Origin of the sequence: Mesorhizobium sp. 8 (genome assembly GCF_006351905.1) — a bacterium.
Taxonomy (GTDB): Bacteria; Pseudomonadota; Alphaproteobacteria; order Rhizobiales; family Rhizobiaceae; genus Mesorhizobium; species Mesorhizobium composti.
This window is the reverse complement of sequence record NZ_CP040914.1, coordinates 2,373,069-2,397,500: the sequence shown is the minus strand read 5'-3', so window position 1 is coordinate 2,397,500 and position 24,432 is coordinate 2,373,069. Positions and strand designations below refer to the sequence as shown.

Genomic DNA, 24,432 nt, shown 5'->3' with positions numbered 1-24,432 from the left:
ACCAGGGGGTAGCGACTGTTTATCAAAAACACAGGGCTCTGCGAAGCCGCAAGGCGACGTATAGGGTCTGACGCCTGCCCGGTGCTGGAAGGTTAAGAGGAGGGGTGCAAGCTCTGAATCGAAGCCCCAGTAAACGGCGGCCGTAACTATAACGGTCCTAAGGTAGCGAAATTCCTTGTCGGGTAAGTTCCGACCTGCACGAATGGCGTAACGACTTCCCCGCTGTCTCCAGCATCTGCTCAGTGAAATTGAATTCCCCGTGAAGATGCGGGGTTCCTGCGGTTAGACGGAAAGACCCCGTGCACCTTTACTATAGCTTTACATTGGCATTCGTAGTGGCATGTGTAGGATAGGTGGTAGGCTTTGAAGCCAGGGCGCCAGCCTTGGTGGAGCCACCCTTGAAATACCACCCTTATTACTATGGATGTCTAACCGCGGCCCGTTATCCGGGTCCGGGACAATGTATGGTGGGTAGTTTGACTGGGGCGGTCGCCTCCTAAAGAGTAACGGAGGCGCGCGATGGTGGGCTCAGAACGGTCGGAAATCGTTCGCTGAGTGCAATGGCATAAGCCTGCCTGACTGCGAGACTGACAAGTCGAGCAGAGACGAAAGTCGGTCATAGTGATCCGGTGGTCCCGCGTGGAAGGGCCATCGCTCAACGGATAAAAGGTACGCCGGGGATAACAGGCTGATGACCCCCAAGAGTCCATATCGACGGGGTTGTTTGGCACCTCGATGTCGACTCATCGCATCCTGGGGCTGGAGCAGGTCCCAAGGGTATGGCTGTTCGCCATTTAAAGCGGTACGTGAGTTGGGTTCAGAACGTCGTGAGACAGTTCGGTCCCTATCTGCCGTGGGTGTAGGAATATTGAAAGGATCTGTCCCTAGTACGAGAGGACCGGGATGGACGGATCTCTGGTGGACCTGTTGTGGCGCCAGCCGCATTGCAGGGTAGCTATATCCGGACGGGATAACCGCTGAAGGCATCTAAGCGGGAAACCCACCTTGAAACGAGTATTCCCTGAGAACCGTGGAAGACGACCACGTTGATAGGCCGGGTGTGGAAGAGCGGCAACGCTTGAAGCTTACCGGTACTAATAGTTCGATCGGCTTGATCGTTCTCATTCTTTATGCCCATCTGAAAGATGACGGCACAGAAAACAGCTTCTCGAAAACGTGCGCTTTGCCGACCTGGTGGTTATGGCGGGGTGGCTGCACCCGTTCCCATTCCGAACACGGCCGTGAAACGCCCCAGCGCTGATGGTACTTCGTCTCAAGACGCGGGAGAGTAGGTCGCTGCCAGGTCTACAAAACGCACGTTGAAATCTTCTCCTTACGATTGGCCCGCCAAACGGGAATGACGGGCCGCGCAAGCGGCCTTTTCATTTGGCGGACTGGAAATTGGGTAAGTGCAAGCTTATCTTATACTGGTTGACGCGGGATGGAGCAGCCCGGTAGCTCGTCAGGCTCATAACCTGAAGGTCGTAGGTTCAAATCCTACTCCCGCAACCACCTCAATTCGCAATTGGCCCGCCCCTCCGGCGGGCCTTTTGCTGTTAAGGGAAATGCTCGGGATTCCGGCTAGATCGACGCCCACGTCGATCTGCATCCCGGTTTCTTCGGGCGTGAGGATGATTTCCTTGAAGCGGGAACGGACCAGCTTGGCCGCCGTCATGCGCGTTTCCTCCGAATCTTCCTGAAGTGCGACGTAAAGCTCGTCGACCCGGCGTGGTAGCGGTGCGCCATGTACGGATGGAGGAGAGGAGGCGGCTCTTCGGCATCCTGGAGGAAGCGCATCAACTTCTTTTCCGCGCATCGAGCTTATCGCTGCGTTCCTTCATCGCAGAGTTCAAGCTTGAGGTGGTGAGGCTGGTGAAGGATCGAGGCGTTGCGGTTGCGCAGGCGGCCGCGACCTTGATGTCCACGAGAATGTGCTGCGCGAATGGGTGCGCGGCCTGTCGGCCGATCCGCAGCACGCCTTTCCCGGCCACGGCCAGATGAAGCCGGAGCAACTCGATATCGAGCAGCTCGTCACCGACGGCCTCATCACGGCGATAGCGCCGAGGCAAACCGGACAGCCCGTTGCACCACAGCGACCAGGGCAGCCAATGTACGAGCGAGCAGTTCCAGCGCCTGATGGCCGATCACGGCATCACCTGCTCGTCACTGAAAACTGAACGGACAGCCCGCTTGGTCTACAGGACGAGCGATGACGCCAGGGCCGACGTGTTCGATTACATCGAGCGCCTCTACAATCCCCGGCGACGGCACTCGACACTGGGCTATATGAGCCCCGTCGAGTTCGAGGAGAAAGCTATTTAGCTTAAGCTGATGTCCGAAAGACCGGCAGCAGGCCAGACCGCCTCTTCCAGCCAGGGGATCTTGCCGTGGAAACTCCAACTCATAACAGTCAGCTGTCGGGGTTCAGATCATTTAAGCAGCGAGGCTGAACCGGGTGATCTTTATGCTGCGCTGGATATTGCAGAATTTCGGCACTGGCCGATTTTGCCTGCAAGGGGGAGGAGCTTTTTCACTCTCCGTTGCGTCTCGGATATCTGCCGTTTTCCGCTAATCCAACGGTGGCATGGCATGCGCAGAGGGGCCATGCCACGCCTGGGGTGGTCGAACTATTCCGCCGGCTGGAGTTCTGTCCTGCCGGTTGTGTGAAGTTTGCTGTCGGACAAACTGCCTTGGCCAACACCCACGGTAAGCACGGCGGCGGCGCTGGCTGCGACCGACACCCAGAAGCCATTCTGCGGGCCGTAATTGTCGACGACCCAGCCGGAGATGAACGCGCCCAGAGCCATGCCGATTCCGATGCCGGTCATGACCCAAGTCACGCCTTCGGTCAGCATGGATTCGGGGACCTTGCGCTCGATCACCCCGAAGGCGGTGATGAAGGTCGGCGAGATTGCCACGCCGCTCAGGAACACGGCTGCCGCAAGAAGCGGGACCGACGTGCCGGCGAACAGAAGCGGCAACGCGGTAAGAGCCAGCACGCTGACGGCGATGAGCATCTGGCGGTGCAGCGGCATTTTCGGGTTGAGCGCACCCAGAATGAGGCCAACCGCAAAGGAGCCGACGGCATAGACGCCGATCACCAGGCTGGCCGCGCCAGGCTGTCCAAGCTGTTCGGTGATGGCCACCGAGGCGACTTCCGCCGTGGCGAAAGTGGCGCCGACAAACACCAGCGCCAACGTGACCAGCCTGACGGCGGGAAGCCTGACGGCAGAGCCCCTGTGCTGGCCGGAATGGATCGGCCGGACGGCGGGCTCGCTCGCCCGCTGCAGCAGGAAGGCCATCATCCCGACGGCAAGCAGGGCAGTGCTTGCCAGCATGCCCGCTTCAGGAAAGAAGGAGACGGCCAGGCCGACCGACAGAGACGCGCCTGCGATATATATCAACTCGTCGGCGGCCGACTCGAATGCAAACGCGGTGTTCAGTTCGGGGCGGTCGCGGAACACTTCGCTCCAGCGCGCCCGCACCATGGCCGAGATGCTCGGCATCGTCGCGGCGGCCAGGGCCGCGGCGAACAGGACCCATGCCGGCCATCTCTGGTTGGCTGCGGCAATCAGAAGAACAAAGGCGACGGCTGAAACGATAGCCGCCGGCATGGCGATGCGAGCCTGGCCGTATCTGTCCACCAGCCGGGAGATTTGCGGTGAGACGAGCGCATTGGCGAGAGCGAAAGTAGCCGAAACGGCGCCTGCGAGCCAGTATTCGCCATGCGTTTGGGAGAGCATGGCGACAATGCCAATCGGCGCCATCGCAACGGGCAGCCGCGCAACGAACGCGGCACTTGAAAAGCCTTTGGCGCCGCGCGCCTTGAAGATTTCTGCATAGGGGTTTGCCATGGGAACTGTCCTTGATTTGGAACCTGAATCCAATATATACGCGGCGTATGTGAGTGAGATAGTGACATACGATGCGTATGTCAATTGAGATACGATACGTATGTAGGAGAATTGTCATGGCCGGCACGCGCAAGGAAAAGATGGCGGAGACGCGGTCCAGGCTTCTGCAGGCTGCGCGAAAGGCGTTCGGCACGGTCGGCTATACCGACGCGTCCATGGATGACTTTACGGCCGCGGTTGGTCTGACGCGCGGCGCGCTCTACCATCATTTCGGCGACAAGCAGGGGCTGCTGCGGGCGGTCGTCGAACAGATCGATACCGAGATGGCCGAACGGCTCAGTCAGATATCGCGGCGTGCGCCGACGCGATGGCAAGGGCTGGTTGATGAGTGGACGGCCTATATAGAAATGGCGCTGGAGCCCGAGATCCAGCGCATCATGTTCCGCGACGGGCCGGCGGTTCTCGGCGACGTCTCACAGTGGGCGAGCACCGACAACTGCGTCACGACGCTCAAGAAAAGCCTGGACGATCTCAAGGCTGATGGGCTGCTCATCGAACTCGACACCGAGGCCGCCGCGCGGCTGATCAATGGAGCGGCCAGCCACGCCGCGACCTGGATTGCCGCGTCCGCCGACCCGCAGGCTACCTCGTTGCGTGCGGTTTCGAGTTTCCGGCAGTTCCTCAACCGGTTGAGAGAAGGAGATCTTCAGCCAACTCGAACGAAGTGAAATCGCGCGAACTGATGCGCGCATGGCTGCAATTGAAGCGGCCGACGTGAGGCGCACGAGGAAGCGGAATTGTCGGCAAGCAATTGGCCTGACTGTACTGATTTTCGCCGCCAATGGCGACGCAGCGGGCTATCCGTCCCCTTTGATCTAGGTTCGAAACTCAATTGAGCGTGCTGTGGGATTAAGTGTCTGATTCCTTGTGATCCGGAGGTTTTTCGGATGGCAAGGAAGGGGGAAGTTTATTGGTTGTCGGATGCGGAGTGGGAGGCGATCCAGCCGTATCTTCCTAGCGGCCGGCGTGGTGCGCGGCGGTGGACGATCGGCGAGTGATCTCAGGCATCATGCACATGCTGCGCTCGGGCGGCCGCTGGAAGGATTGCCCGGTGGTCTACGGGCCTACCCAAGATCTCCAATCGCTGGAACCGAAAGAGCCGGCAGGGCGTTTGGGAACGGATCTTCCGCGCCCTGATCGGGGCGAGCGGCGTCTTCACCGATTCGGTGGATTCCACCCACATCAAGGCTCATCGCTCTGCTGCCGGCGCAAAAGGGGGCTTGTCATCACGCCATTGGCACCTCGCGCGGCGGGCGCACGACCAACATCCACGCGCTGAGCGACGATCGTGGTCGGCCCATCGCATTCGCCCTGAAACCCACGCTTTCAAGGCCGCTGGCGGCCCAGCTAGAGGCCAGGGTTCGGCTCGGCTCGATTTCCAGAACCTTGCAGGAAAACGAGCCCCAATCTCCATGGAGATCAAAGGATTGGACTAGCGGGTTGCCTGAGGCGACGCGACGACGTCGCAGACGATGACACGCTTCTTGGCAATGAAATCCTTCTGCCATTCGTGAGAGTGGCCGGGCTGGTTCTGATGAAGCTCAATGGCGTCCTGGTCCTGCCACAACTCGATCAGCATGACGCGCCCGTCGGATTCCTGAGGCACCGCAACTTCCATGCGCAGGCAACCCACGTCATGTTCCATGCAATGCTCCGACTCCTTGCGCAGCCGCTGCACCAGGCCGTCAAAACGACCCGGCAGCGCCTCGAACTCGATATAGATACCGATGGACATGAAATGATCCTTTACGTTGGGTTAGGGAATTGGGGTAGCATCCGCGGCCCGAGGCCGCGTTCAAGGGCGCCCTCGATGGCCGCGGCGGCCTGGAGCAGCCTGGCGTCGTTGCCGTGCGAGGCGATCGCGGTGATGCCGAACGGGCGCCCATTGGCGTCCGCGCCTGCCGGCAGCGCCACTACCGGCGCCCCGGCCTTGCCGGTAATCTTCGCCGCGCAAGCCATCGGCACCAGCAGGATGTCGGCGCGGTGCTCGCTCAGCGCCGCGTCGATGCCCTCAGGACCGCTCAGCGCGATGTCCTGTGCCCGGTCCTGGCGATACTCGGCCGAACCGAGCCCATCCGTCGTGGCGGCGGCGACGAGCAGCGACTGACCGAACGGCACGCAATCGGGGTGGCGATCGTTCCAGGCGATCAGTGCCGCGAGCGATCCGATGCCGCAGGGTTCGTCGTGGTCGTCGAGGAAGGCGTCGAGCGACGCTTTGAATTCGGTTCGAAACACGCAAGAGCGCAGGTCCATGATGGTTGCCGCGCTGGGAATTTCGCAAGGGTCGACAATTTGCGCGCCGCCTCGGGCCAGCAGCGAAAGAACTACCTCGAATTGAGCAAGGACCTCGGCCACTTCCGGGCGATCGGAGATCGCTCGCCTCGGCACTCCGATCCTCAATGCCGACAGAGCAATCTCGCCGCTGGCAACGCCGCGAGGCATGGCCAGGGTCGCGGTGTCGCGGCAATCGGGGCCTGCCAGGGATTGCAGCGCGAGGGTCGCGTCAGCAACGTTGCGGACGATCGGCCCGGGACTGTCCTGGCTCGGCACCAGCGGCACCACGCCGGCCCGGCTGACCAGGCCAACGGACGGCTTGACGGCCACCACAGACGAATGGCAGGCGGGCGCCTGGAGCGAATTTTGCGTCTCCGTGCCGATCGCGAGCGGCACCAGGTCGGCAGCAACGGCTGCGGCGGAACCGACGCTCGAGCCCTGCCCGCGTCCGTAGGGCTCTCCGGTATGCGGATTGACCACCATGCCGCCGATGCCGCTGAAGCCGGCCGGCATCGTGTCTGAAACGTAGTCCGCGAACTCGGTCATGTTGCACTTGCCGACAATGATAGCGCCGGCCGCTCGTAATCGCGTCACGATGGTCGCGTCGCGCCGGCCACGGAAATCAGCCAGAGCGGCGGCACCGGCGCTGGTGCGCTGGCCATCACCCACCAGAATGTTGTCCTTCAGCAGGACGGGCACGCCGACCAGCGCCCCGAGCGGTTCGCCACGCGCGAGACGGCTGTCGATCAGCGCCGCCTCGTCGAGTGCCTGCCCCGAGACCTCGCGCACGGCATTGATGCCGCCTTGCGTCTGGCTGACGTTGGCGATGCGCCCGAGCGTCCATTGCACCAGCTCTCGCGCCGAAAGTCGCCGGTGCGCCAACAGGCCCTGCAACTCCCGGATGGAGCCTCGCCGCAACGTTTCTTCGATGGCCCGTTCTCCTGGCATCTCAGATCGACAGTTCGCGCTGACCTTCGGCCACCTTCCAGGGCGTCAACCGTGCCTCGGCATATTTGACCGCCTGGTTCAGCAGGAAGGCGAGCAGCATGATGGCGACCAGCGAGGCGAACACGCCGGCCGTATCGAGTTGCCCCTGCGACAGCACCAGAAGGGAGCCAAGTCCCTGGTTGGAAGCCATCAGTTCGCCGACGATGGCGCCGATCAACGCGTAAGGAACCGAGATTCGCAGCCCCGCGAACACCCAGGTCATGGCCGAAGGCAGCACCACTTTCGTCAGTACCGCCCGCTCGTTGGCACCCATCAGCCGCAGGATCGATTCCAGTTCCTTGCTGACGTTGCGTACGCCGGTATAGGTATTGAGGAAGACGAGGAAGAAGACGATGGCCGCGGTCAGCGCTACCTTCATCTCCAGGCCGATACCCAGCCAAAGAATGAAAAGCGGCGCCAGCGCGACCTTCGGCAGACTGTAGAATGCCATGATGAACGGATCGAGCAGATCCGACAGTAGCCGGGAGCGCCCCAGCGCGGTGCCGACGCACATGCCCAGGAACCCGCCGACGACAAACCCGAGGAACGCCTCAAACGCGGTGATGCCCATATGGTAGAACAGGCTCCCATCGGCGATCCAGACCCATAGCGCCTTGGCGATGAGCGAGGGTTTGCTGGCGAAGAAGACCGATACCAGCCTGCCGGAGGCAAGCTCCCAGCCGATCAGAATCGCCGCCAGTATCACGGCACGCGCGGCCCGGATGCGCCAGACGCGCCGACGCGCCGACGCCTGCGCGTCGGTTGCGGTCAGTTCTTCGCGAATTGTTTCGTTGTCAGCGGTCATTGTGCCTGCTCCACCGCCGGGGCGAGCAGGTCCCATAGCCCGGCCGTGAATTCGATATAGGCAGGGTCGCGCCTCAGGTTCATCACGTCGCGATCGCGCGGAAGGGTCGAGTCGACGTCGCTTACGATCGTGCCGGGGCGCCCGCTGAAGACCACGACGCGATCCGCAAGGGCGGCGGCCTCATCCAGGTCGTGGGTCACAAACAGCACCGTCTTGTGCAGGCGATGACAGATTTCCAGCAACTCCATCTGCATCCGCAGCCGCAGTTGCGCATCCAGCGCTGCGAACGGTTCGTCGAGGAGCAGGGTTTCCGGATCGTAGGCGAGCAACCGCGCCAGGGCGCAGCGCTTGCGCATTCCGCCCGAAAGCTGCACAGGATAAGACTTCTCGAAACCGCCAAGACCCACCATTCGGATCAGTTCCCCTATGCGCTCCCCCATCTGCTTGCGCGGCCACCCGGCGATTTCGAGCGGTATCGCGATATTGTCCTCGACGGTGCGCCAAGGGAGCAGGTGGTCGTTCTGCGTCATGTAGCCGGTCCGCTGATTGAAGCGCGGCACGCGCTGGCCATCGTAGCGCACGACGCCTCGCGTCGGCTCAAACAGGCCGGCCGCCATGTTGAGCAGAGTCGACTTGCCGCAGCCGGACGGCCCCACCAAAGTGACGAACTCGCCCCGCTTTACGGTCAGATCCACCCGTTCTATCGCGGCGATCATCTGCCCGCCGGTGGCGAAACTCTTCGCCACCTGCTCGAATTCAATAAGCGCGGTCATCGCTGTGCTACTGCATCTCGCGCAGGCCGGCGGCCTGCTTCGCAAAATCGTCGGTCCAGCTTGCGTCGACCACGGCCGATGGAAGCGGTTCAGGCTGGAAGGCATTCACCAGATCGGCCGCCTGCTTCATCTGACCCGCATTCACCTCCACGGTCGCGGGGAAGGCTCCGATGCTGTTGTCCCAGACATAGGTCCAGAGCGCCGGATCGAGCTTGCTGAAATAGGCCGCGTGCACTGCGTCGCGCGCCTTGATCGTCTGCTCGGGATCGTGCAGCACATTCAACGCTCTCTGCTGGGCGCGCAGGAAGCGAACCGCCACGTCGGGGTTTGACTTCAACCACTCCTCGCGCGAGACATAGGCGGTGTAGAGGAAGCCTTTCAACGGCTTGACCTCGCCTTTGCTCATGTTGAACAGCATGAACCCATCATAGTCCTTGACTGCCCGCTCGCCGATCGGCGCCGAATGCACGAAGGCGTCGATGCGGCCCTGCATGAAAGCTGCCAGCGTCGCGTCGGACGTCCCCATCGCCGTGATGGTCATTTCCTTGTCGGCATCGATCTTCGCTTCCCTGGCGAGGAACCGGACCAACTGCTCATGGCCGCTGCCGCGCGACAGCACGCCAATGGTCACGCCCTTCAGCGCCTGCAGCTTTTGCTCGTAGGAACTCTTGTCGCTGACGCCGGCCTTCTCGGCCCATGCCTTCGAAATGACCAGATTGGTAGCGTACTCGGTCATGCTGGCACCGAAAAGCTTCATGTCGGCGCCACGCTCGCGTGCCTTCAGGATGAAACCCGCATCGGTGCCGAATATGTCGACGCTGCCACCGGCCAGCGCCGCCGCTGCCTTGGCGCCGCCGCCGGTGTTGATGATCTCGACATCGAGACCCTCCTTCTCATAGAGGCCGAGCTGGGCGGCTGTGAGGATCGGGACATAGGACCAGCCGAAGGTCGTGATGGCGACTTTCACTTTGTCGGCGGCTTGAACGGGCATTGCGAACACGGCTGCCAGACAAACGGCAACCACGACCTTGAAAAAAGCGGACTTCGTCATGCGTTCCTCCATCAATTGTATTTATGGATGACGTCCGGGATTGATCGAGCCTAGGCGGTGGCCTGCAGTGCGATTTCGATCAGCAAGGAGTCCGGACCCACAAGCGGCGAGCCGATAGTGGCGCGCGAGGGTGCATGGCCCGGCGTCACCCACGCTTCCCAAACGGCGTTCATGGCATCGAAGTCGCTGCCGTGGCGCAACCAGATGTTGGCGAACAGAATCCGTGATTTGTCAGTGCCAGCCAATGCAAGCAGGCGATCCACCTGCGCCAGCACTTGCCGGGTCTGGCCGCTTATGTCCTGGGTCAGGTCGGCGGGAATCTGGCCGCTGACGAAGACCGTGCCCGCGTTCACCAGGACCTGGCTGAGGCGCTTGCCGGACTCGTATCGCTCGATCGTCATATCGCTCCCCCTTATAATCCGGAATCATACTCAAGAATGAGATTGAAATTCCGCAATGAAAATGATAATAATTTATCATGCTATTGAAGTCAACGGTCACGATATCTGAGTTTTTTCCCAATGCAGTTCAACCACGATAAAAATCCTTCAGGCTCACCGGCGCGTAGCGAGGCCGATCAGCCCGTCACCGACGGAGAGTCGCCTGAACTCGACAATCTTGGCCAGCGCATCCGTGAGCTTCGCACCGAGAAGAAGCTGACGCTGGCCGCGCTGTCGCTCAAAAGCCAGATATCGGTGGGGATGCTTAGCCATATCGAGCGCGGCCAGACCTCGCCGTCGCTGAAGACGCTGGAACGCCTCCGCCTGGCGCTCGAGGTGCCGCTGGCGAGATTGTTCGAACGCGACTCTCCGCCTCCCGAAGAAGCCGGTCGCGTGGTGCGTGCCCACCACCGACGAAAGCTTCAATTCGACAAGATAGGCCTGCTCAAGGAACTCCTCTCCCCTCCCGGCCATTCCGATCTGGAAGTGCTGATGCTGTCCATCGAGCCCGGAGGCGGATCCGGTCCGGAGCCGTGGAGCCGCAACGGCGAGAAGGCCGGCCTTGTGCTTGCCGGCCGTTTCGATCTCACCATAGGGGATCAGACCTACCGGCTGGAGGAAGGCGACAGCTTCCAGTTCGACAGTCGCGTGCCACACCGCTTCCGCAACCTGTCCAAGCAGGAATCGCGGGTGTTGTGGATCATCAGTTCCGATGAACCGGGTTGAGGCGGAGGAAGGCGACAATTTGCCTTCCCTGGCTAGAGCAGGATGCACTCAGATTGAATCATTCTGTTTCTCGTCAGGCGAGCCGAGCGCGGCCTGACGTCCCGATGGCCTACAATGATTTCGGCCCGGATTACGCCTTTTCCCCGCATGTTGTTGTCCCCTGTCGGGTTCCCCGGTCGCAGTCATTTCTGGCCAAGGTAAGTCGGGTGGCATCATGCGGTTCTTGGTTTCCTGAGAAATCTCCTTCACTCGATTGGACTTCGCAAGTTCGCCAGCGGCGCGGGAAGCTGGCGCATGTAGTGGCCGGTGAACCGACAAGGCTGCAAAGCTGGCCGAAACTCCAATGCGTCGGGGCAATTGTCTGGACGAAATCGTTTGCTTTGGGTGGGGTTCGCTTATCTGGTGCCAGAAGGCACTGCCTGTCGCTGGACATCGGCAAGGGGACGGTTCCTTGCCGCGACCTCTCGAACGGCCAATCAAGCGCTTGGAACGGATGTGTCAGTCCGCGACGGCCAGATCCGGTACCACAGATCCGATATTGTATCCCTCGAGCAACGCGTCCGGCGCATCGGGAGACGCGAAGCTGAGGATCGTCGCCGTGCCCGGCGTGACCGGAACCACGCGCGACGGAGGCAGGCCGAGGAATTCGTCGCAGGCGGCGCGCACCACGCCGCCGTGCACCACGGCGAGCAGGTCGCCCTCGGTCCTGCGCAGCCAGTCGCGGATGCCGTCTGCCACGCGCGCGCGGAACGACCGCCACGTTTCGCCCCTTGCCGGCGTGAAGGTCCCCGCGCGCCAGGCCGCATAGTCCTCTGGCTGCTTGCAGATCAGATCGTGTTTGGTCCTTCCGGTCCATTCGCCCATGTCGAGTTCCCGCAGCCGCGGGTCCGACGGCGCATCCGGGTAGCCGATGAGCTCAACGGTCTGGCGGGTGCGGCCGAGGTCCGAGGAGACGACCTGCGCGGGAAGCAGTGCCCTGGCATAGGGCGTGAACTGGCGCGCCTGGCGGACGCCGCGTTCGGACAGCTCGGAATTGTCCTGACCCTGCAGGCGCTGCTCGGCGTTCCACCTGGTTTCGCCGTGGCGCAACAATATCAGTCTCATTGATCGATCCTTTCGCCCGCGGCGGTGAAGACGGCATCGGGCGTCCGGATGAAGGAGAGGTCCACGGGCTCGCCGGGCGATGCCGTGAAATAGCCGTCGGCCATGGCTGTGATGCGCAGGTCGCCGACCATGGCGGTGACCATGGTCTGGCCGGCGATGGGCGCCGCCTCGGCGAATTTCGCGACCAGCTTCGGCTTGCCGTTCAGGGCGCCGACCGCAATGTCCTGCGCGCGATAGAGAAGCTGCACTTCGGTTTGTGCTCCGGCGATGCCGGCCGGCGCCAGCGGCACGTCGCGGAAGGTGAGCATGTCGGCGTTGCGCTTCACCGGTAGAAGGTTGGCCGGCGGCGTACCGAGGAAGGAAGCGACAAAGGTGGTGCGCGGATGGCGCAGGAGATCGATCGGACTGCCGAACTGCTCGACACGCCCGTTGTTCAGCACCGCCACATGGGTTGCCATGGTCATCGCCTCGACCTGGTCGTGGGTGACATAGACGGAGGTGGCGCCGGTGGCGCGGTGGATGCGCATGAGTTCGCTGCGCATCTCGATGCGCAGCTTGGCATCGAGATTCGACAGCGGTTCGTCGAACAGGAGGATGCTGGGCTTCGGCGCGATCGTGCGTGCAATGGCGACGCGCTGCTGCTGGCCGCCGGAAATCTCGGCCGGATAGCGCTCGCGCAGCGCGCCGATGCCGAGGAAGGCCAGCACTTCGTCGATGCGCTGTTCGCGCTTTTCCTTCGGCCATCTGGCCACCTTCAGCGGCCAGGCGATGTTGCCGGCGACGGTCATGTGCGGCCACAGTGCATAGCTCTGGAACACCAGCCCGGCATCGCGCGCGCCGGCATCGGCGATGACGCCGCCTTCACCGCTGGAGATCGTACGGCCGCCGAAGGCGATGGAACCGGAGGTTGGCGCCTCCAGTCCTGCCAGCATGCGCAACAGCGTTGACTTGCCGCAACCCGACGGCCCGACCAGAACTAGGAACGAACCCGCCGGCACGGAAATATCGACGTTGCGGACGGCGGTGAAATCACCGAACCGCTTGACGAGTTGCCTGATCTGGATGGCGTCCGGCGCCGCGGCGGCCTGGGTTGTCATGATTGCTTCCACTTCTGGACACGGTGCTGGAGGACATGCGCGAGAAACGACGCCACCAGGCAGATGGCGAGGATGAGCAGCGTGATCGCGTTGGCGAACTGCATGAAGCCTTCCGAGGCGTATCGGTAGGCGACCATTGAGAGCACCGGCGAGGTGGCGGTGAACAGAAGCACCACCAGCGAGAGATCCCGCACCATCTTGACGAAGACCAGTATGGCGCCCGCCAAAAGCCCGCGAATGGCAAGCGGGACGATGATGACCGCCATGCGCCTGAGGAAGCCGGCGCCGGTGAGCCGCGCGCTTTCCTCGATGTCGGTGGAGATCTGGCCGAGCACGGAACGCCCTGCCTGTACCGCATAGGGCAGGTTGTGGGCGGTCGCCGCCAGCACCAGCAGCGCGAACGTGCCGTAAAGCGACGGCAGCGGCCCGATAGGCGCACCGAACAGCGCGATATAGGCGGCGGCGAAGGCGATGCTGGGAACCAGCAGCGGCAGGAAGGCGAGCTGGCTCAAGGCGTTGGCGAGCAGCGTGCCCTTGTTGCGCACGATGGTGTAGGCAAGCGCCAGCCCCAGAACCATCGTCGTCATCGCCACGACCACGCCCAGACGGAGTGTCGTCCACAGCGCGTCGATCAGCACCGGATTGCGGAACAGGCCGGCCTGGCCCTGGGCGATCTCCCCGCCGCCCTCGCCAATCCAGAAATACAGCGTCCAGTTGGAAAACAGCGCACCGCTTTGCGGCGCGAGGCTGGAGGCGGCGAGCACCAGCACCGGCACGATCGAGGTCATGACGCCGATGGCGGCGGCCAGCGTGAACAGCGGCCAGCGCCAGATGCCGAGCGGAAAGCGCTTGGTGCGCCCGCCCTTGCCGGTGACGGTGGTGAAGGCCTTGCGGCCGGACACCAGCCGGTCGCTGAAGAACAGAAGCGTGGCGGAAACGCCGATCAGGAGCAGCGCCAGCACGAAGCCGCGCTCCGTCTGGCCGGTGTCGATCATGCCGAAAAGGCGGGTGGACAGCGTGTGCATGCGCACCGGCAGGCCAAGCAGGGCAGGTGCGGCGAAATTGGAGACGGCACCTGCGAAGGTCAGCGAGGCGCCGGCCACCAGCGCCGGCGTCACCACCGGCAGGACGATGCCGAACAGGATGCGCGACCGCCGCGCCCCGGCCATCTGCCCGGCCTCGACCAGGTCGGCCCCGACCGAACTCAGCGCAGCGGCGATGATGGTGTAGGCCAGAGAGAAATAGTGGGCCACGAGCACGATCAGCGTCGGCACCAGACCCCAGGCGAGCCAGTCCGGGATGGAGATGCCCTGCGCCTGGAAATAGCCGGGCGCGCCACCAAGCCGGTCGTTGCGGAACAGCGTGCCCCAGGCCAGCGCGCCGGCGAAACTCGGGATCATGAAGGGCAGCGAGGATAGCATGCCGATGAGGTTGCGCCCCGGCAGATCCGTCAACACCACCAGCCAGGCCAGAAAGCCGCCGAGCAGGAGGCAGCCGAGGCAGACGCCGAGGCCGAGCAGCAGGGTGTCGATCAGCGGCCGCCACCACAGGTTTTGCGAAAGCGGGCTGGCGAGCACCGCCACCCACGCATCCAGCCCTTCGGGCGTCAGCGTCGCCCAGAGAATCCTCAGCAGCGGCGCGACGACCAGGAGCGCGACGACGGCAAGGAGGATCGTGGGCATGGCATGGCGCGACCGGACGAACCTGCCGCCCGATGGGAACGACGTGGACAATGTCATGATGGAACCTCGGGCCGGGCCGGCGCGCCGAGGGCGGGCCGGCCTCGTGCGCGGACTACTGCAGGGTGATGATGAGATCGGCGATGCGGCCGCGGGTCGCCGCAACCTTGGCGGGATCGATGCTCCAGGCGTTCAGCTTTTCGAGCGGCACCGAATCCGGATCGTCCGAAATCGTCTTGCGTGTCGCGTAGTCGCCCGGGACGTTGAAGGGTTCGAAGCCGGGACCGCCGGTCGGCGAATCGTCGCCGAACATGAAGTCGATCAGCAGGCGCGCCGCCGCCGGATGCGGCGCCTTGTCGGCGATGGTCAGCACCGTGGGAAACAGGATGCCGTTCGCCGGCTGCACATTGTTGGCGACCTGCAGCGCCCAGCCTTCCTTCTCGTTGTCGCGACGATCCGAATAGGTGGCGAAGCCGACCGGCGGATCCTTGACCGTCTTGTCGCCGACGGCCTTGTTCACCACGTCGCTGTTGGCGACCAGGATCAGATCGTTCTGGAACAGTGCGCGCACGAATTGCTCGCCGGCGCCCTGAAGATCGGAATCGACCTCGATGTCCTTGCCGAACTGGGCCTTGTAGGCGGCTGCCATCTCGTCAGGATGCAGCGCGATCTCGGTCAGCAGGTCGAGCAACTCGCCGCGAAGGGCGGGATCGACCATGAGGACCTTGCCCTTCCAGTCCGGTGTGGTGAGCTGCCACAGATTGGTGATGGGCGAACCGTTCGGATAGGCGGCCTCGTTGTACATCAGCACCTTGGTGGAAAGCCGATGGACGAGCAGCGGTGCCTTGTAGCGATCGTCCAGCTCTCCGGCGACGCGCGGCGGCACGTAGTTCGTGATACGCTTGGCATCCAGCAGCTTCTTGTAGACCACCGGCGTGTCAGCGATGTAGAGCACGTCGACGGCGTGGACGCCGGCCTGCTGTTCCGCCTCGACGCGAGCGATCTGCTTGACCGAGCTCATGTCGAGGCCGATCAGGTCGATGCCGGGATAGGCGGCCTCGAACGCCTTCTCGATGCGGGCGATGCGGCTCGACAGCGAGAAGACCGTGACACTGCCCTCCTTCATCGCCAGCGGCAGCAATTCCTTCGCCGACAGCGCGTCGAGGTCCTGCGCCAAGGCCGCGCCCGGCAATGCGATCGCGGCGGCGAGCACGGATGCCCGAAGCCATGTTCCTACTTTTGTTTTCACAGTTCTTCCTCCCGTTTATTCGAAGTCGGCAAAAAGGTCCGACAGTTTTTCCAGCCTGCCGATGATCGGCTCCTCATGCCGTCCGGCTATCGTCATCAGGATCGCGTTGACGATGGCGAAGGGGATCGTCGGGGTCTGGAATTCGCTGCCCGACCGGCCGCGCGGCGCCGCCAGCAACAGGTCTGCCCTCGGCTCCATCATCGGGCCGGCGAGATCGGAAATGAGAATGCTGCCGGCGCCGGCGCTCGCCGCGTGCCTGAGCAACGGCGGGTAGCTTTTCGGCTGCTTGCGGAAGGCCAGTGCAAGCACCAGATCGCCGCGCTCCATTCCGACCACGCGCTCGGCGATGTCGCGCCCGCGCCCGGTCAGGGCGATCGTGGTCATGCCGAAGCGGTCGAGCCGCCGCTGCAGGAAGCTCGCCACCGACTGGGCGTGCCCCTGGCCGAAGATGAAGATTCGCCTGGCCTGGAAGATGCGATCGGCCGCCTCGTCGATCTCGCTTTGGGAAATGCAGCGTGACAGGCTCTCCAGTGCCGTCACTTCCGCGGCGACGAGGTCCGCCAGGAAATCGCCGTGTTCCACTTTCGCAACCGAACGGCGCATGCGGTTGGCGGCGTCCTGCCCCTCCAGCACCTCCCGCTGGAGCTGGGCCCGCAATTCAGGATAACCCTTGTAGCCGAGCTTCTGCGCCAGCCGCGTCGCCGACGCCTCATGCACCTGCGCCCGCTCGGCGATCTGCGACCCCGACAGGTAGGCAGCCTCCATGCGGTTCTCGAGCAGGGCGGAAAGCAGCTTCTGATCGGAATCCGTCAGCTTTGCCGAGTTCGATTTTATCCGTTCCAGAATGGTCATCGGCGTCCTGCAAACTATCTTGCAGACGCATATTTTCTTGCAATTTGAATTCAGTCAAGTTTTTTTGTCGAAAGTGAAAAGTCTGCAAGGTTTATTGCAATCGATGTTATGAAAGGCATTCGTGGCGCCTGGGCCCGTAAGGCGATCAAATACCGTCCCGGCGGCGCGATCGTCACCGCGATCCATGAGGGGAGGGATGGTTCTATCCTCCGAGAGGCGGGTCCAACTTGAGCACGGCTATCCGCGGGAATTGTGACGCATGGCCGTCAACATCACATAGACCAGGGCGACGATCGCGATCGTGCTGCCGTACCACAAGGTGGCCTGCGCCCCATCGCTCAACGCGTGGCTGCCGATCGCCGTCCCGATAGAGATGCCGAAATAGATGCCCGATGAATTCAAGGCGACGACGAGCGGCGCTTCCTGCGGAGCGCCGGCGATCAGCCTGTGCTGTTGCGGTGGCGTTTGCGCCCAGCTGCTTGTGCCCCAGCACGCCATCAGCAATGCGACCACGCCGATCATGGCTGGCGAGGGTGCGCTGGCGACCCATGCCAGGCCGCCCATGGCGACGACCATCAGGGCATAGGCCGACGTCAGTACGGCATTCGGCCCGATCCTGTCGGTGGCCCAGCCCGAGGCATAATTGCCGACGACCGCGCCCGCTCCGTAGGCAAGCAGCATCGCCGTAACCGACGTTGCGGGAACGAGAAGGGAATCGAGAACCTGGATGGTGAAGGCATAGGGCGTGTAACATGCCGCCATGCCGAGCACGGTCAGCGGCAGCACAACCATGACGCCCGGGCGCGTGAGGATCGCGAGCCGCTGGTACAACGTCACCGGCGCATTGCCGGGTAGCCGCGGCATTACAGCGAGAACACCGAAAGCCGCTGCGAGAGACACGATTCCGACAAGGATGAGCGATGCACGCCAGCTCATGGTCGTGCTGGCGATACGGCCGAGCGGCACGCCGAGAGCCGTCGCCGCGGTAAGGCCTCCGATGACGATGGCGAGGGCGCGGGCCCGCAATTCAGGACGCACGATGGCGGCGGCCACGGCGCCGGCATTGGGTGTATAGGCGGCAGCTGCTGCCGCGGCCACGATCCGGGTCAGGATGAGAATCCCAAGTGTTGGCGACAGAGCCGATGCAATGTTTGCAAGGCCAAGGATGACCAGCGCCGCCACGAGCAGCCTTCGGCGCGCAACTGCGGAGGTGACGGCAGCGATGACCGGAGCCAGCAGCGCGTAGGCAAGCGCGAAGGCTGTGACCGAGTAGCCGGCGAGCGCCGGCGTGACAGACAGCCCGTCTGCCATCGCCGGCAGGAAGGCCGATACGATGAAGGCGTCTGTGCCAACCGCGAATGTGCCCAGCGCCAGGACCAGGGTCGATCTCAATCCGAACGTAGCCGCTTGCCCGCTCGACGCGTTCGACGTGGTCGCATTAACTTGGATATTATTCATCTAGATTAAACTCCTGTGCAATCGCGAAAGCTTTTGATGTCTCTTATCGGGCGCGGGGGGCGTACCAGCAGCGCATGCGTTCGGCACCTGCCGGTGGGGCGGCCTTCACCAGGTCCGCTACCGTCTGCGCGGCGAGCTCGCGCCGCCACGCGGCGTCGGCACGCCCCATGGCAATGGCGATCCCGCAGGGCATGGCAAATTCCGAGGGACGCGCGGTAACGCCGGCGCCGCGCCTTCGGATCTCAGTGCAGCGGAAGGAGGCTTCAGGACCCTCGATCGCCGTGACGACATCGAGCAGCGTGATCTTCTCGGGCCGCTTCGCCAGGCGGAACCCACCTTTGACGCCGGCGCTCGAAGCCAGGATGTCGGCCCGGACCAGAGCCTGCAGGAACTTGTTGAGATAGTGCGGCGGGACATCGAAAGCGGCAGCCAGCGTTGCCGTCGGGACGGCCGTGTCGTCCCCCAGCCAGGCAAGGGCAAGGCAGCAATGAAGCCCCCACTCGACGCCCTCGCTCATCTTCATGACGCTCGCACTCCATAATCTGGCTATTTTATATCCAGGTTATGGGCTTCCTGCAATGTGACAGCATGGAGTTGCCATGTGCCAGCGGCACTGCGGTCGGAACGGTCATGCCGACCCTATCTGAGCCCGCGCGAACATGCTCTTCGCCATAGTCTCCGCCTGCGCCAGCCAGCCATGGCGTTCGCTCTCGCTGCTGTCGGTGACTGTGCGGAAAACATGACGTGCGTAATCCTGCACGCCGCAGAACGGCAGGACGCAGCGCCCCCAGATCAGTTCGAGGGGATCGCCCAGCACTTCCTTTTCCCTTTCTTCAGGCGTGTCCGACGTGTTGAGGATCAGCGCTTTTTCCATTCTCAGCAGGCCCTCCGGCAACCCGTCGGCGGCCGCCAGCCTGTAGGCGACACCCGGTACGAGCACCCGGTCGAGCCATCCCGCCAAGATCGCCGGTGGCTTTCCCCACCAATTGGGATGGACGACGAGCAGGCCGTCTGCCTGCGCGACCTGTTCGCGATGTTGCCGCACGACGGGATCGGCAACCCGCGACAGCGCGACCTCGAGCGTGTCGCCGGTAGTGTAGGCCTCTTCCGCCGTCAGGCACGGAGCGAACGATTCTGCGTAAAGATCATGGTGCACGACATCGTGGCCGGCCTCTATCATCGTTGTCCGCACCCGGGCGGAAATGGCGTGGCAGAAGCTGTTGTCCCTCGGATGCGCGACAATCGAGAACAATTTCATCTGGGCACCTCACCAACAGCATCCGCGCAAGCGGCCTGCGCCTCACCTAGCTGTTCCTTGATGCTGCGCATCCCGGCCACCACCTTGTCGCCCGTATGCCTGTTCTGACAGGCTCGATCAACACGATCCAGCATTCTCCCTCCGCCACCGGATTGTGCATCGTGCCCTTCGGGACGACGTGAAAATCGCCCGCATCGAGCTGAACGGCGCCATCTTCATATTCGATGCGGAGCCGGCCCTTCACCACATGGAAAGCCTCACGGCGGCTTTCGGCTGTTGACCCTATGCGTCGGGAGCAGCGGCGCGGAATGCCTCCGCCGCAGCGCATCAGTCTTCGTTTACCCGGGCCTGATAGGGAGAACGCGGACAGGTTTCGTTTCGGAGCGTCGGCGGTGCCGCAACACCAGGCAAGTTGGCCCAGCGAAAAAGTGAAGATGTCCGGCGCGTCGTCGTGCCGGTTCCTTGGCGTGGAGCTGGCGCTGGCGCCCGGCGTGCTGGTGCCGCGCGGGGAGACCGAGCTGCTCGGCACCAGCGCCATCGAGATCCTCGGCACGATGGCGGGCGAACCGGTCGTCGTCGACATGTGCTGCGGTTCCGGCAACCTAGCGCTGGCCATCGCGCATCATTGCCCGAACGCGCGGCTGTGGGCCGCCGACCTGACCGACGAAACCGTGGCGCTGGCGCGGGACAATGCGGAACGGCTTTCGCTGGCCGGCAGGGTCGCGGTGCGGCAGGGCGACCTGTTCGACGCCTTCGCCGGCGACGCGCTTGCCGGCACGGTCGACATGGTGGTCTGCAACCCGCCCTACATCTCCTCCGCACGGCTCGACGGCAAGAGCGCGCACCTGCTGGCGCAGGAGCCGCGCGAAGCCTTCGACGGCGGTCCCTACGGCATTTCCATCCTGCAACGCCTCGTACGCGAGGCGGTCGGCTTTGTCAGGCCGGGCGGTTGGCTGCTGTGCGAGTTCGGCGAGGGCCAGGAGCGGCAGGTGGCGGCGCTGGTCGCGCGCACTAAGGCCTACGAGGAGCCGTCCTTCGCCACCATCGACGGCAAGCCGCGCGTCATGATCGCCAGGCTGTGTGCGGAAAGCGGGGCAGGCGCGTGAGCCTGGTCAGACCCTTCGAGGCGGCCGACGCCGAGGCCGTGGCCAGCTTGTTCCAGCGGATGCTGCGCAAGCTCCGCGCGCCGGCGCCGGCGGCGCTGACCGCCTATATACGCGACTTCTACCTGGAGACGCCGGAACGCGGCGACGGCATCGCATCGCTGGTCCACGTCGACGATACCGGGCGCATTTCCGGCTTCGTTGGCGTGCACGCGCTGCTGATGATCCTCGACGGACGGCCGCTGCGGGCGGCGGTCTGCGGCTCGCTGATGGCGGACGGGCGCGACAGGGACCCGATGGCCGGTGCGCGGCTCCTGAAGGCGTTCGTCGACGGCCCGCAGGACCTGTCCTTCAGCGAGACGGCGAATGCGGTCTCGACGCGCTTGTGGACCCGGCTGCGCGGCGTGGTCCTGCCGCAATACAGCCTCGACTGGGTGCGCGTCATCCGCCCGGCCGGATTCGCCATCGAACTGGCGGCCGGCCGCGCCGGCCCGCTGCGTCTGCTGAAGCCGGCCGCAGCCGCCTTCGACGGGTTGCTGCGCCGCTCCCTGAAGCCGGGCGACAGGCGCTGGGCGGTGGCGCGGGAGAGTGAACCTGCGAAGGCGGCGCACGCCTCGGAGATCGACGGCGCCGGTTTCGCTTCCCTTCTGGAGCCGCTGTCGGCGCAGTTCGCGCTGCGGCCGGCATGGCGCGACATGCCGCTGGAAAGGATGCTTGCCGATGCCGCCGCAAGGCCCGATCTCGGCGCCCTTGTCTTTTCCCGCGTGGAGACACCGAACGGTGCTGTGATCGGCGCCTTCGCCTACCATGCGCGCGCCGGCAGAATCGGAAGGGTGCTGCAGGTGCTGGCGCGACCGGGGCAGGCCGGCGCGGTCCTGGACAGTCTTGTGGACGATGCCGCCCGGCGCGGCCTGTGCGGCCTGCGTGGCCGCACGCAGCCGGCGCTGCTTGAGGCGATGCTGACGCGAAAGCTCGCCTTCGTTCCCGTCGCCTCGTCGGTGGTTCACGCGCGCGACGCCGGAATCCTGCATGCCTTGAAGACGCAGCAAGCCTTTCTCAACGGCCTCGCCGGCGAGAACTGGAGCCGGCTGATCGGAGGCCGCTTCGATTGATCCGCGATCAGGCGCGGATTTCGTCCACTTCGGCAACGAGCAGCGGCGGCATGTGCAGGTAGCGCGTCGCCTTGCGCTTGGCGGCGATGTCGGCCCACACGCGCTCCACCTGCTCGCAGGTCAGCCCGGCCGCTTCGGCAACCGTTTCGGCGGCGAAACTTTCGTTGAGGCCGCACAGGCACAGATCCATCCTGTCATAGGGCAGTGAGAAGTAGAACTCCTCCTGCGTCTGGGCGAGCGAATAGGTGTCGGTCGTCGGCGGGCGCTGCCGGATCTCCGCCGGAATGCCGAGATGGGCGGCGAGTGTGTAGACCTGCGTCTTGTAGAGATGGGCGATCGGCTTGACGTCGGCCGCGCCGTCGCCGTTCTTGACGAAGAAGCCCTGGTCGTATTCGAGCCGGTTCGGCGTGCCGAGCACCGCGAAATTGAGGCGGTCAGCGTGGAAATACTCGAACTGCTTGCGCGTGCGCTGCTTCATGCTGGTGGCCGCGACGATGCCGAGATAGACCGCCGGCGGCATCCTGAGCCGTGTCTGCCTTCCCTGCGGGTCCTGCACGACGAGCGAGGAGATGTTGTAGCCCTCGCCTTCGAGCCGGTTGGCGATGACGATCTTGGAGGCCCAGCCCGGCCCGTAGTCAGGCACGCATTCGCGGATGAAGGTGTCGCGGCGCTCGTAGCAGCCCATGGCGCCGAGCGCCGGACCGATGTCCTCCACCACGGTTTCGATGCCCAGCGTGTCGGCGACGAGCCGGCCGAGCCGCAAGCTGTCCGGATCGGAATCGGCCTCCGGCATCAAAAGGCCGAGCACGTTGCCCGCGCCGACGGCGCGCACGGCGAGCGCGGCCGAGACGCTGGAGTCGATGCCGCCCGACAGGCCGAGCACGAGGCCGCGGCGGCGCATGCCGCGCAATTGCGCGCGCAACGCGGCGGCGATGCGGTCCGTTTCGACCGCGCAGTCGATGGCGAGACGACCCGACAGATCGGCGTCTCGACTGGGCATCGCGGTCATGGCGCCGCCTGCACTGTTTCGGCGGCGAGGCGGCGGCTGACCTTGCCGGTATCGGTCTTCGGCAGCGCCGGGCGGAACTCGACCAGCTTCGGCACCATGAAATCCTCCAGATGGCGCGCGCAATGGCGAATGACGTCCCGTTCGGCCAGCGCCGGATCGGCGGACACGACGACGGCGCAGACGGCCTGCCCCAGGATGGGGTCCGGCACGCCCACCACCACCGCTTCCGCGATTGCAGGGTGCCGGTGCAGCACGGCCTCCACCTCCTTCGGCGCCACCTTCTCGCCGCGCGTCTTGATGATGTCGTCCCGGCGCCCGACGAAATAGAGGTAGCCGTCGGCGTCGCGGGTGAACAGATCCCCCGTATGGAGCACCTTCTCGCCCGGATCTGGACCCGGGCGCAGCACGCGCGCGGTCGCTTCGGCGTCGCGCCAGTAGCCCTGCATGACATGCGGGCCGCGCACCACGAGCTCTCCTGCGACGCCTGGCGGCACCGGCCGGCCCGCGTCGTCGAGGACCATGACCTTGGTGCCGGGGATGGCGATGCCGACCGACCCCGGCCGCCGGTCGAGCTGATCCGGGGGCAGGTATGTGCAGCGCTTGCATTCCGTCAGCCCGTACATGGAATAGAGCCTGACGCCGGGAAACAGGTCCCGCAGCCGCTCGATATGGGCCGGCGGCAGGGCGGCGGCGGTGTTGGTGATGTAGCGCAGGCTCGGCAGGAAGCCGGGTTCGAGGCCGCGCATGCGCAAGATCATCGCAGCCATCGTCGGCACCAGCGGCAGGCCGGTGACGCGCTCCTCGCGGATGCGCTCGAAGATCGCCTGCGGGAAGGCGAAGGATTTCTCCAGCACCAGCGTGGCGCCCAGCCTCACCGCCATCAGCAACTGGTAGAGGCCGTAGTCGAAGGCGAGCGGCAACACGTTGAGGATGATGTCATCCGGCGTGTTCTGCAGGTATGTGGTGATGGAACCGGCGGCGGCATCGCAGTTGCCGTGGCTCATCATCACGCCCTTGGGGCGGCCGGTGGAGCCTGACGTGTAGACCAGCATGGCGAGGTCGGAATCCGTGCCACCATGGGCCAGCGGTCGGGCCTCGGCGGCGAGGCACGCAGTCAGGGAGACGGCGCCGGCCGGCACGGCGTCGTCCGCTCCATGCGTGGATGCCACGAAGACGCCGTCGCAGCCGGCCAGCGCCTCGGAAACCACCGGCATCAGCCGGGCAAGGGTCAGCACGGCGGCCGGCTCGCAGTCGGCGACGATATAGGCCAGCTTGTCGGCCTTGGTCGACGGGTTGACGAGACAGAACACGGCGCCGGCCTTGAGGACGGCGAAGATCGAGACCGCCGCCTCCCGGCAATTGTCCATGAAGACCAGGACGCGGTCGCCGCGCTTCACGCCGTTCGTCGCGAGTGTCGCTGCCAGACGGTCCGTGAGATCGTCGAGTTCGCGATAATCCAGCCGGCGGCGGTCGGCGACAAGCGCGGTCTTGTCCGGCCGGGCGGCGGCGCTCAGGCCAAGATAGCGTTCGATGCGCAAGCG

General features: G+C 64.2%; 21 protein-coding genes, 1 tRNA gene, 2 rRNA genes and 2 pseudogenes (1 of these 26 cut by a window edge). 8 read left to right on the top strand and 18 right to left on the bottom strand.

From position 1 onward, the window contains the following. From FGU64_RS11590 to FGU64_RS11575, 4 genes and pseudogenes are all read left to right on the top strand, one after another. Nucleotides 1-1,119, top strand: a 23S ribosomal RNA gene (locus FGU64_RS11590) (it extends 1,679 nt beyond the left edge of the window). Between the two features lie 71 nt (nt 1,120-1,190). Next, nucleotides 1,191-1,305 (top strand): 5S ribosomal RNA (rrf, locus tag FGU64_RS11585). Nucleotides 1,306-1,435: 130 nt separating this feature from the next. Further along, nucleotides 1,436-1,512: transfer RNA gene (locus tag FGU64_RS11580), tRNA-Met, on the top strand. A gap of 315 nt (nt 1,513-1,827) precedes the next feature. Then, nucleotides 1,828-2,322 (top strand): annotated as a pseudogene (locus tag FGU64_RS11575) (IS3 family transposase). Between the two features lie 305 nt (nt 2,323-2,627). Here the strand turns inward: FGU64_RS11575 and FGU64_RS11570 are convergent. Then, nucleotides 2,628-3,854, bottom strand: coding sequence for an MFS transporter (locus tag FGU64_RS11570; RefSeq protein WP_139955359.1), 1,227 nt, complete (start codon nt 3,852-3,854; stop codon nt 2,628-2,630). Nucleotides 3,855-3,970: 116 nt separating this feature from the next. Here FGU64_RS11570 and FGU64_RS11565 point away from each other — a divergent pair, with 116 nt between their 5' ends. Beyond that, nucleotides 3,971-4,582 (top strand): TetR/AcrR family transcriptional regulator, encoded by a 612-nt coding sequence (locus FGU64_RS11565; RefSeq protein WP_139953421.1) that lies wholly within the window; start codon nt 3,971-3,973, stop codon nt 4,580-4,582. A gap of 764 nt (nt 4,583-5,346) precedes the next feature. On the opposite strand, the gene FGU64_RS11550 is transcribed toward FGU64_RS11565, so the two are convergent. The 6 genes from FGU64_RS11550 to FGU64_RS11525 form a co-directional block, all read right to left on the bottom strand. Next, the gene (locus FGU64_RS11550; RefSeq protein ID WP_139953418.1) at nt 5,347-5,649 is read right to left on the bottom strand and encodes an antibiotic biosynthesis monooxygenase; all 303 of its coding nucleotides are present in this window, start codon (nt 5,647-5,649) and stop codon (nt 5,347-5,349) included. 11 nt (nt 5,650-5,660) lie between these two features. Next, entirely contained in the window at nt 5,661-7,037 is a 1,377-nt protein-coding gene (locus FGU64_RS11545) for an amidase family protein (RefSeq protein ID WP_180375685.1), read from the bottom strand. Between the two features lie 100 nt (nt 7,038-7,137). Further along, entirely contained in the window at nt 7,138-7,980 is an 843-nt protein-coding gene (locus FGU64_RS11540; RefSeq protein WP_139953416.1) for an ABC transporter permease, read from the bottom strand. Beyond that, a complete protein-coding gene (locus FGU64_RS11535) occupies nt 7,977-8,753 on the bottom strand; it encodes an ABC transporter ATP-binding protein (protein WP_139953415.1) in 777 nt (258 codons plus the stop codon). The genes FGU64_RS11540 and FGU64_RS11535 overlap by 4 nt, the downstream gene beginning before the upstream one ends. A 7-nt stretch (nt 8,754-8,760) precedes the next feature. Continuing rightward, nucleotides 8,761-9,804 (bottom strand): ABC transporter substrate-binding protein, encoded by a 1,044-nt coding sequence (locus FGU64_RS11530; protein ID WP_180375684.1) that lies wholly within the window; start codon nt 9,802-9,804, stop codon nt 8,761-8,763. Nucleotides 9,805-9,854: 50 nt separating this feature from the next. Continuing rightward, the gene (locus tag FGU64_RS11525) at nt 9,855-10,205 is read right to left on the bottom strand and encodes a RidA family protein (RefSeq protein WP_139953413.1); all 351 of its coding nucleotides are present in this window, start codon (nt 10,203-10,205) and stop codon (nt 9,855-9,857) included. A gap of 120 nt (nt 10,206-10,325) precedes the next feature. On the opposite strand from FGU64_RS11525, the gene FGU64_RS11515 reads away from it, so the two are divergent. Further along, on the top strand, nt 10,326-10,970 hold the full coding sequence (locus FGU64_RS11515) for an XRE family transcriptional regulator (protein ID WP_139953412.1): 645 nt from the start codon (nt 10,326-10,328) through the stop codon (nt 10,968-10,970). Between the two features lie 498 nt (nt 10,971-11,468). Here the strand turns inward: FGU64_RS11515 and FGU64_RS11510 are convergent, their stop codons facing one another. From FGU64_RS11510 to FGU64_RS11470, 9 genes and pseudogenes are all read right to left on the bottom strand, one after another. Next, entirely contained in the window at nt 11,469-12,074 is a 606-nt protein-coding gene (locus FGU64_RS11510) for a histidine phosphatase family protein (protein ID WP_139953411.1), read from the bottom strand. Further along, the gene (locus tag FGU64_RS11505; protein WP_139953410.1) at nt 12,071-13,171 is read right to left on the bottom strand and encodes an ABC transporter ATP-binding protein; all 1,101 of its coding nucleotides are present in this window, start codon (nt 13,169-13,171) and stop codon (nt 12,071-12,073) included. The genes FGU64_RS11510 and FGU64_RS11505 overlap by 4 nt, the downstream gene beginning before the upstream one ends. Further along, nucleotides 13,168-14,853: an iron ABC transporter permease gene (locus FGU64_RS11500; RefSeq protein WP_139953409.1), complete on the bottom strand. Its 1,686-nt coding sequence runs from the start codon at nt 14,851-14,853 to the stop codon at nt 13,168-13,170. Before FGU64_RS11500 ends, FGU64_RS11505 begins: the two co-directional genes overlap by 4 nt. A 112-nt stretch (nt 14,854-14,965) precedes the next feature. Then, the gene (locus FGU64_RS11495) at nt 14,966-16,099 is read right to left on the bottom strand and encodes an ABC transporter substrate-binding protein (protein ID WP_246671310.1); all 1,134 of its coding nucleotides are present in this window, start codon (nt 16,097-16,099) and stop codon (nt 14,966-14,968) included. Nucleotides 16,100-16,114: 15 nt separating this feature from the next. Next, entirely contained in the window at nt 16,115-16,951 is an 837-nt protein-coding gene (locus FGU64_RS11490) for a MurR/RpiR family transcriptional regulator (protein ID WP_139953408.1), read from the bottom strand. Between the two features lie 237 nt (nt 16,952-17,188). After that, a complete protein-coding gene (locus FGU64_RS11485) occupies nt 17,189-18,409 on the bottom strand; it encodes an MFS transporter (protein WP_139953407.1) in 1,221 nt (406 codons plus the stop codon). Between the two features lie 43 nt (nt 18,410-18,452). Continuing rightward, nucleotides 18,453-18,932 (bottom strand): Rrf2 family transcriptional regulator, encoded by a 480-nt coding sequence (locus tag FGU64_RS11480; RefSeq protein WP_139953406.1) that lies wholly within the window; start codon nt 18,930-18,932, stop codon nt 18,453-18,455. 105 nt (nt 18,933-19,037) lie between these two features. Beyond that, nucleotides 19,038-19,667 carry an NAD(P)H-dependent oxidoreductase gene (locus FGU64_RS11475; RefSeq protein WP_139953405.1) on the bottom strand — a complete coding sequence of 210 codons (630 nt, stop codon included), beginning with the start codon at nt 19,665-19,667 and terminating at the stop codon, nt 19,038-19,040. Beyond that, a pseudogene (locus FGU64_RS11470) lies at nt 19,664-19,926 on the bottom strand (cupin domain-containing protein); the annotation flags it as partial. The gene FGU64_RS11475 and the pseudogene FGU64_RS11470, both read right to left, overlap by 4 nt. 175 nt (nt 19,927-20,101) lie before the next feature. Between FGU64_RS11470 and FGU64_RS11465 the strand changes: the two are divergent. Together FGU64_RS11465 and FGU64_RS11460 are read left to right on the top strand one after the other, a co-directional pair. Continuing rightward, the gene (locus FGU64_RS11465) at nt 20,102-20,773 is read left to right on the top strand and encodes a HemK/PrmC family methyltransferase (protein ID WP_246671308.1); all 672 of its coding nucleotides are present in this window, start codon (nt 20,102-20,104) and stop codon (nt 20,771-20,773) included. After that, nucleotides 20,770-21,882 carry a hypothetical protein gene (locus FGU64_RS11460; RefSeq protein ID WP_139953403.1) on the top strand — a complete coding sequence of 371 codons (1,113 nt, stop codon included), beginning with the start codon at nt 20,770-20,772 and terminating at the stop codon, nt 21,880-21,882. Before FGU64_RS11465 ends, FGU64_RS11460 begins: the two co-directional genes overlap by 4 nt. Nucleotides 21,883-21,889: 7 nt before the next feature. On the opposite strand, the gene nadE is transcribed toward FGU64_RS11460, so the two are convergent. Next, nucleotides 21,890-22,891 carry an NAD(+) synthase gene (gene nadE, locus FGU64_RS11455; RefSeq protein WP_139953402.1) on the bottom strand — a complete coding sequence of 334 codons (1,002 nt, stop codon included), beginning with the start codon at nt 22,889-22,891 and terminating at the stop codon, nt 21,890-21,892. Further along, on the bottom strand, nt 22,888-24,429 hold the full coding sequence (locus FGU64_RS11450; RefSeq protein ID WP_139953401.1) for a class I adenylate-forming enzyme family protein: 1,542 nt from the start codon (nt 24,427-24,429) through the stop codon (nt 22,888-22,890). Before FGU64_RS11450 ends, nadE begins: the two co-directional genes overlap by 4 nt. Nucleotides 24,430-24,432: the final 3 nt, after the last annotated feature.

Coding starts and splice junctions, on each gene's coding strand:
- FGU64_RS11570 (WP_139955359.1), bottom strand. CDS start 3,854: ATGGCAAACCCCTATGCAGAAATCTTCAAGGCGCGCGGCGCCAAAGGC.
- FGU64_RS11565 (WP_139953421.1), top strand. CDS start 3,971: ATGGCCGGCACGCGCAAGGAAAAGATGGCGGAGACGCGGTCCAGGCTT.
- FGU64_RS11550 (WP_139953418.1), bottom strand. CDS start 5,649: ATGTCCATCGGTATCTATATCGAGTTCGAGGCGCTGCCGGGTCGTTTT.
- FGU64_RS11540 (WP_139953416.1), bottom strand. CDS start 7,980: ATGACCGCTGACAACGAAACAATTCGCGAAGAACTGACCGCAACCGAC.
- FGU64_RS11535 (WP_139953415.1), bottom strand. CDS start 8,753: ATGACCGCGCTTATTGAATTCGAGCAGGTGGCGAAGAGTTTCGCCACC.
- FGU64_RS11530 (WP_180375684.1), bottom strand. CDS start 9,804: ATGACGAAGTCCGCTTTTTTCAAGGTCGTGGTTGCCGTTTGTCTGGCA.
- FGU64_RS11525 (WP_139953413.1), bottom strand. CDS start 10,205: ATGACGATCGAGCGATACGAGTCCGGCAAGCGCCTCAGCCAGGTCCTG.
- FGU64_RS11515 (WP_139953412.1), top strand. CDS start 10,326: ATGCAGTTCAACCACGATAAAAATCCTTCAGGCTCACCGGCGCGTAGC.
- FGU64_RS11510 (WP_139953411.1), bottom strand. CDS start 12,074: ATGAGACTGATATTGTTGCGCCACGGCGAAACCAGGTGGAACGCCGAG.
- FGU64_RS11505 (WP_139953410.1), bottom strand. CDS start 13,171: ATGACAACCCAGGCCGCCGCGGCGCCGGACGCCATCCAGATCAGGCAA.
- FGU64_RS11500 (WP_139953409.1), bottom strand. CDS start 14,853: ATGCCCACGATCCTCCTTGCCGTCGTCGCGCTCCTGGTCGTCGCGCCG.
- FGU64_RS11490 (WP_139953408.1), bottom strand. CDS start 16,951: ATGACCATTCTGGAACGGATAAAATCGAACTCGGCAAAGCTGACGGAT.
- FGU64_RS11485 (WP_139953407.1), bottom strand. CDS start 18,409: ATGAATAATATCCAAGTTAATGCGACCACGTCGAACGCGTCGAGCGGG.
- FGU64_RS11480 (WP_139953406.1), bottom strand. CDS start 18,932: ATGAAGATGAGCGAGGGCGTCGAGTGGGGGCTTCATTGCTGCCTTGCC.
- FGU64_RS11475 (WP_139953405.1), bottom strand. CDS start 19,667: ATGAAATTGTTCTCGATTGTCGCGCATCCGAGGGACAACAGCTTCTGC.
- FGU64_RS11465 (WP_246671308.1), top strand. CDS start 20,102: ATGTCCGGCGCGTCGTCGTGCCGGTTCCTTGGCGTGGAGCTGGCGCTG.
- nadE (WP_139953402.1), bottom strand. CDS start 22,891: ATGACCGCGATGCCCAGTCGAGACGCCGATCTGTCGGGTCGTCTCGCC.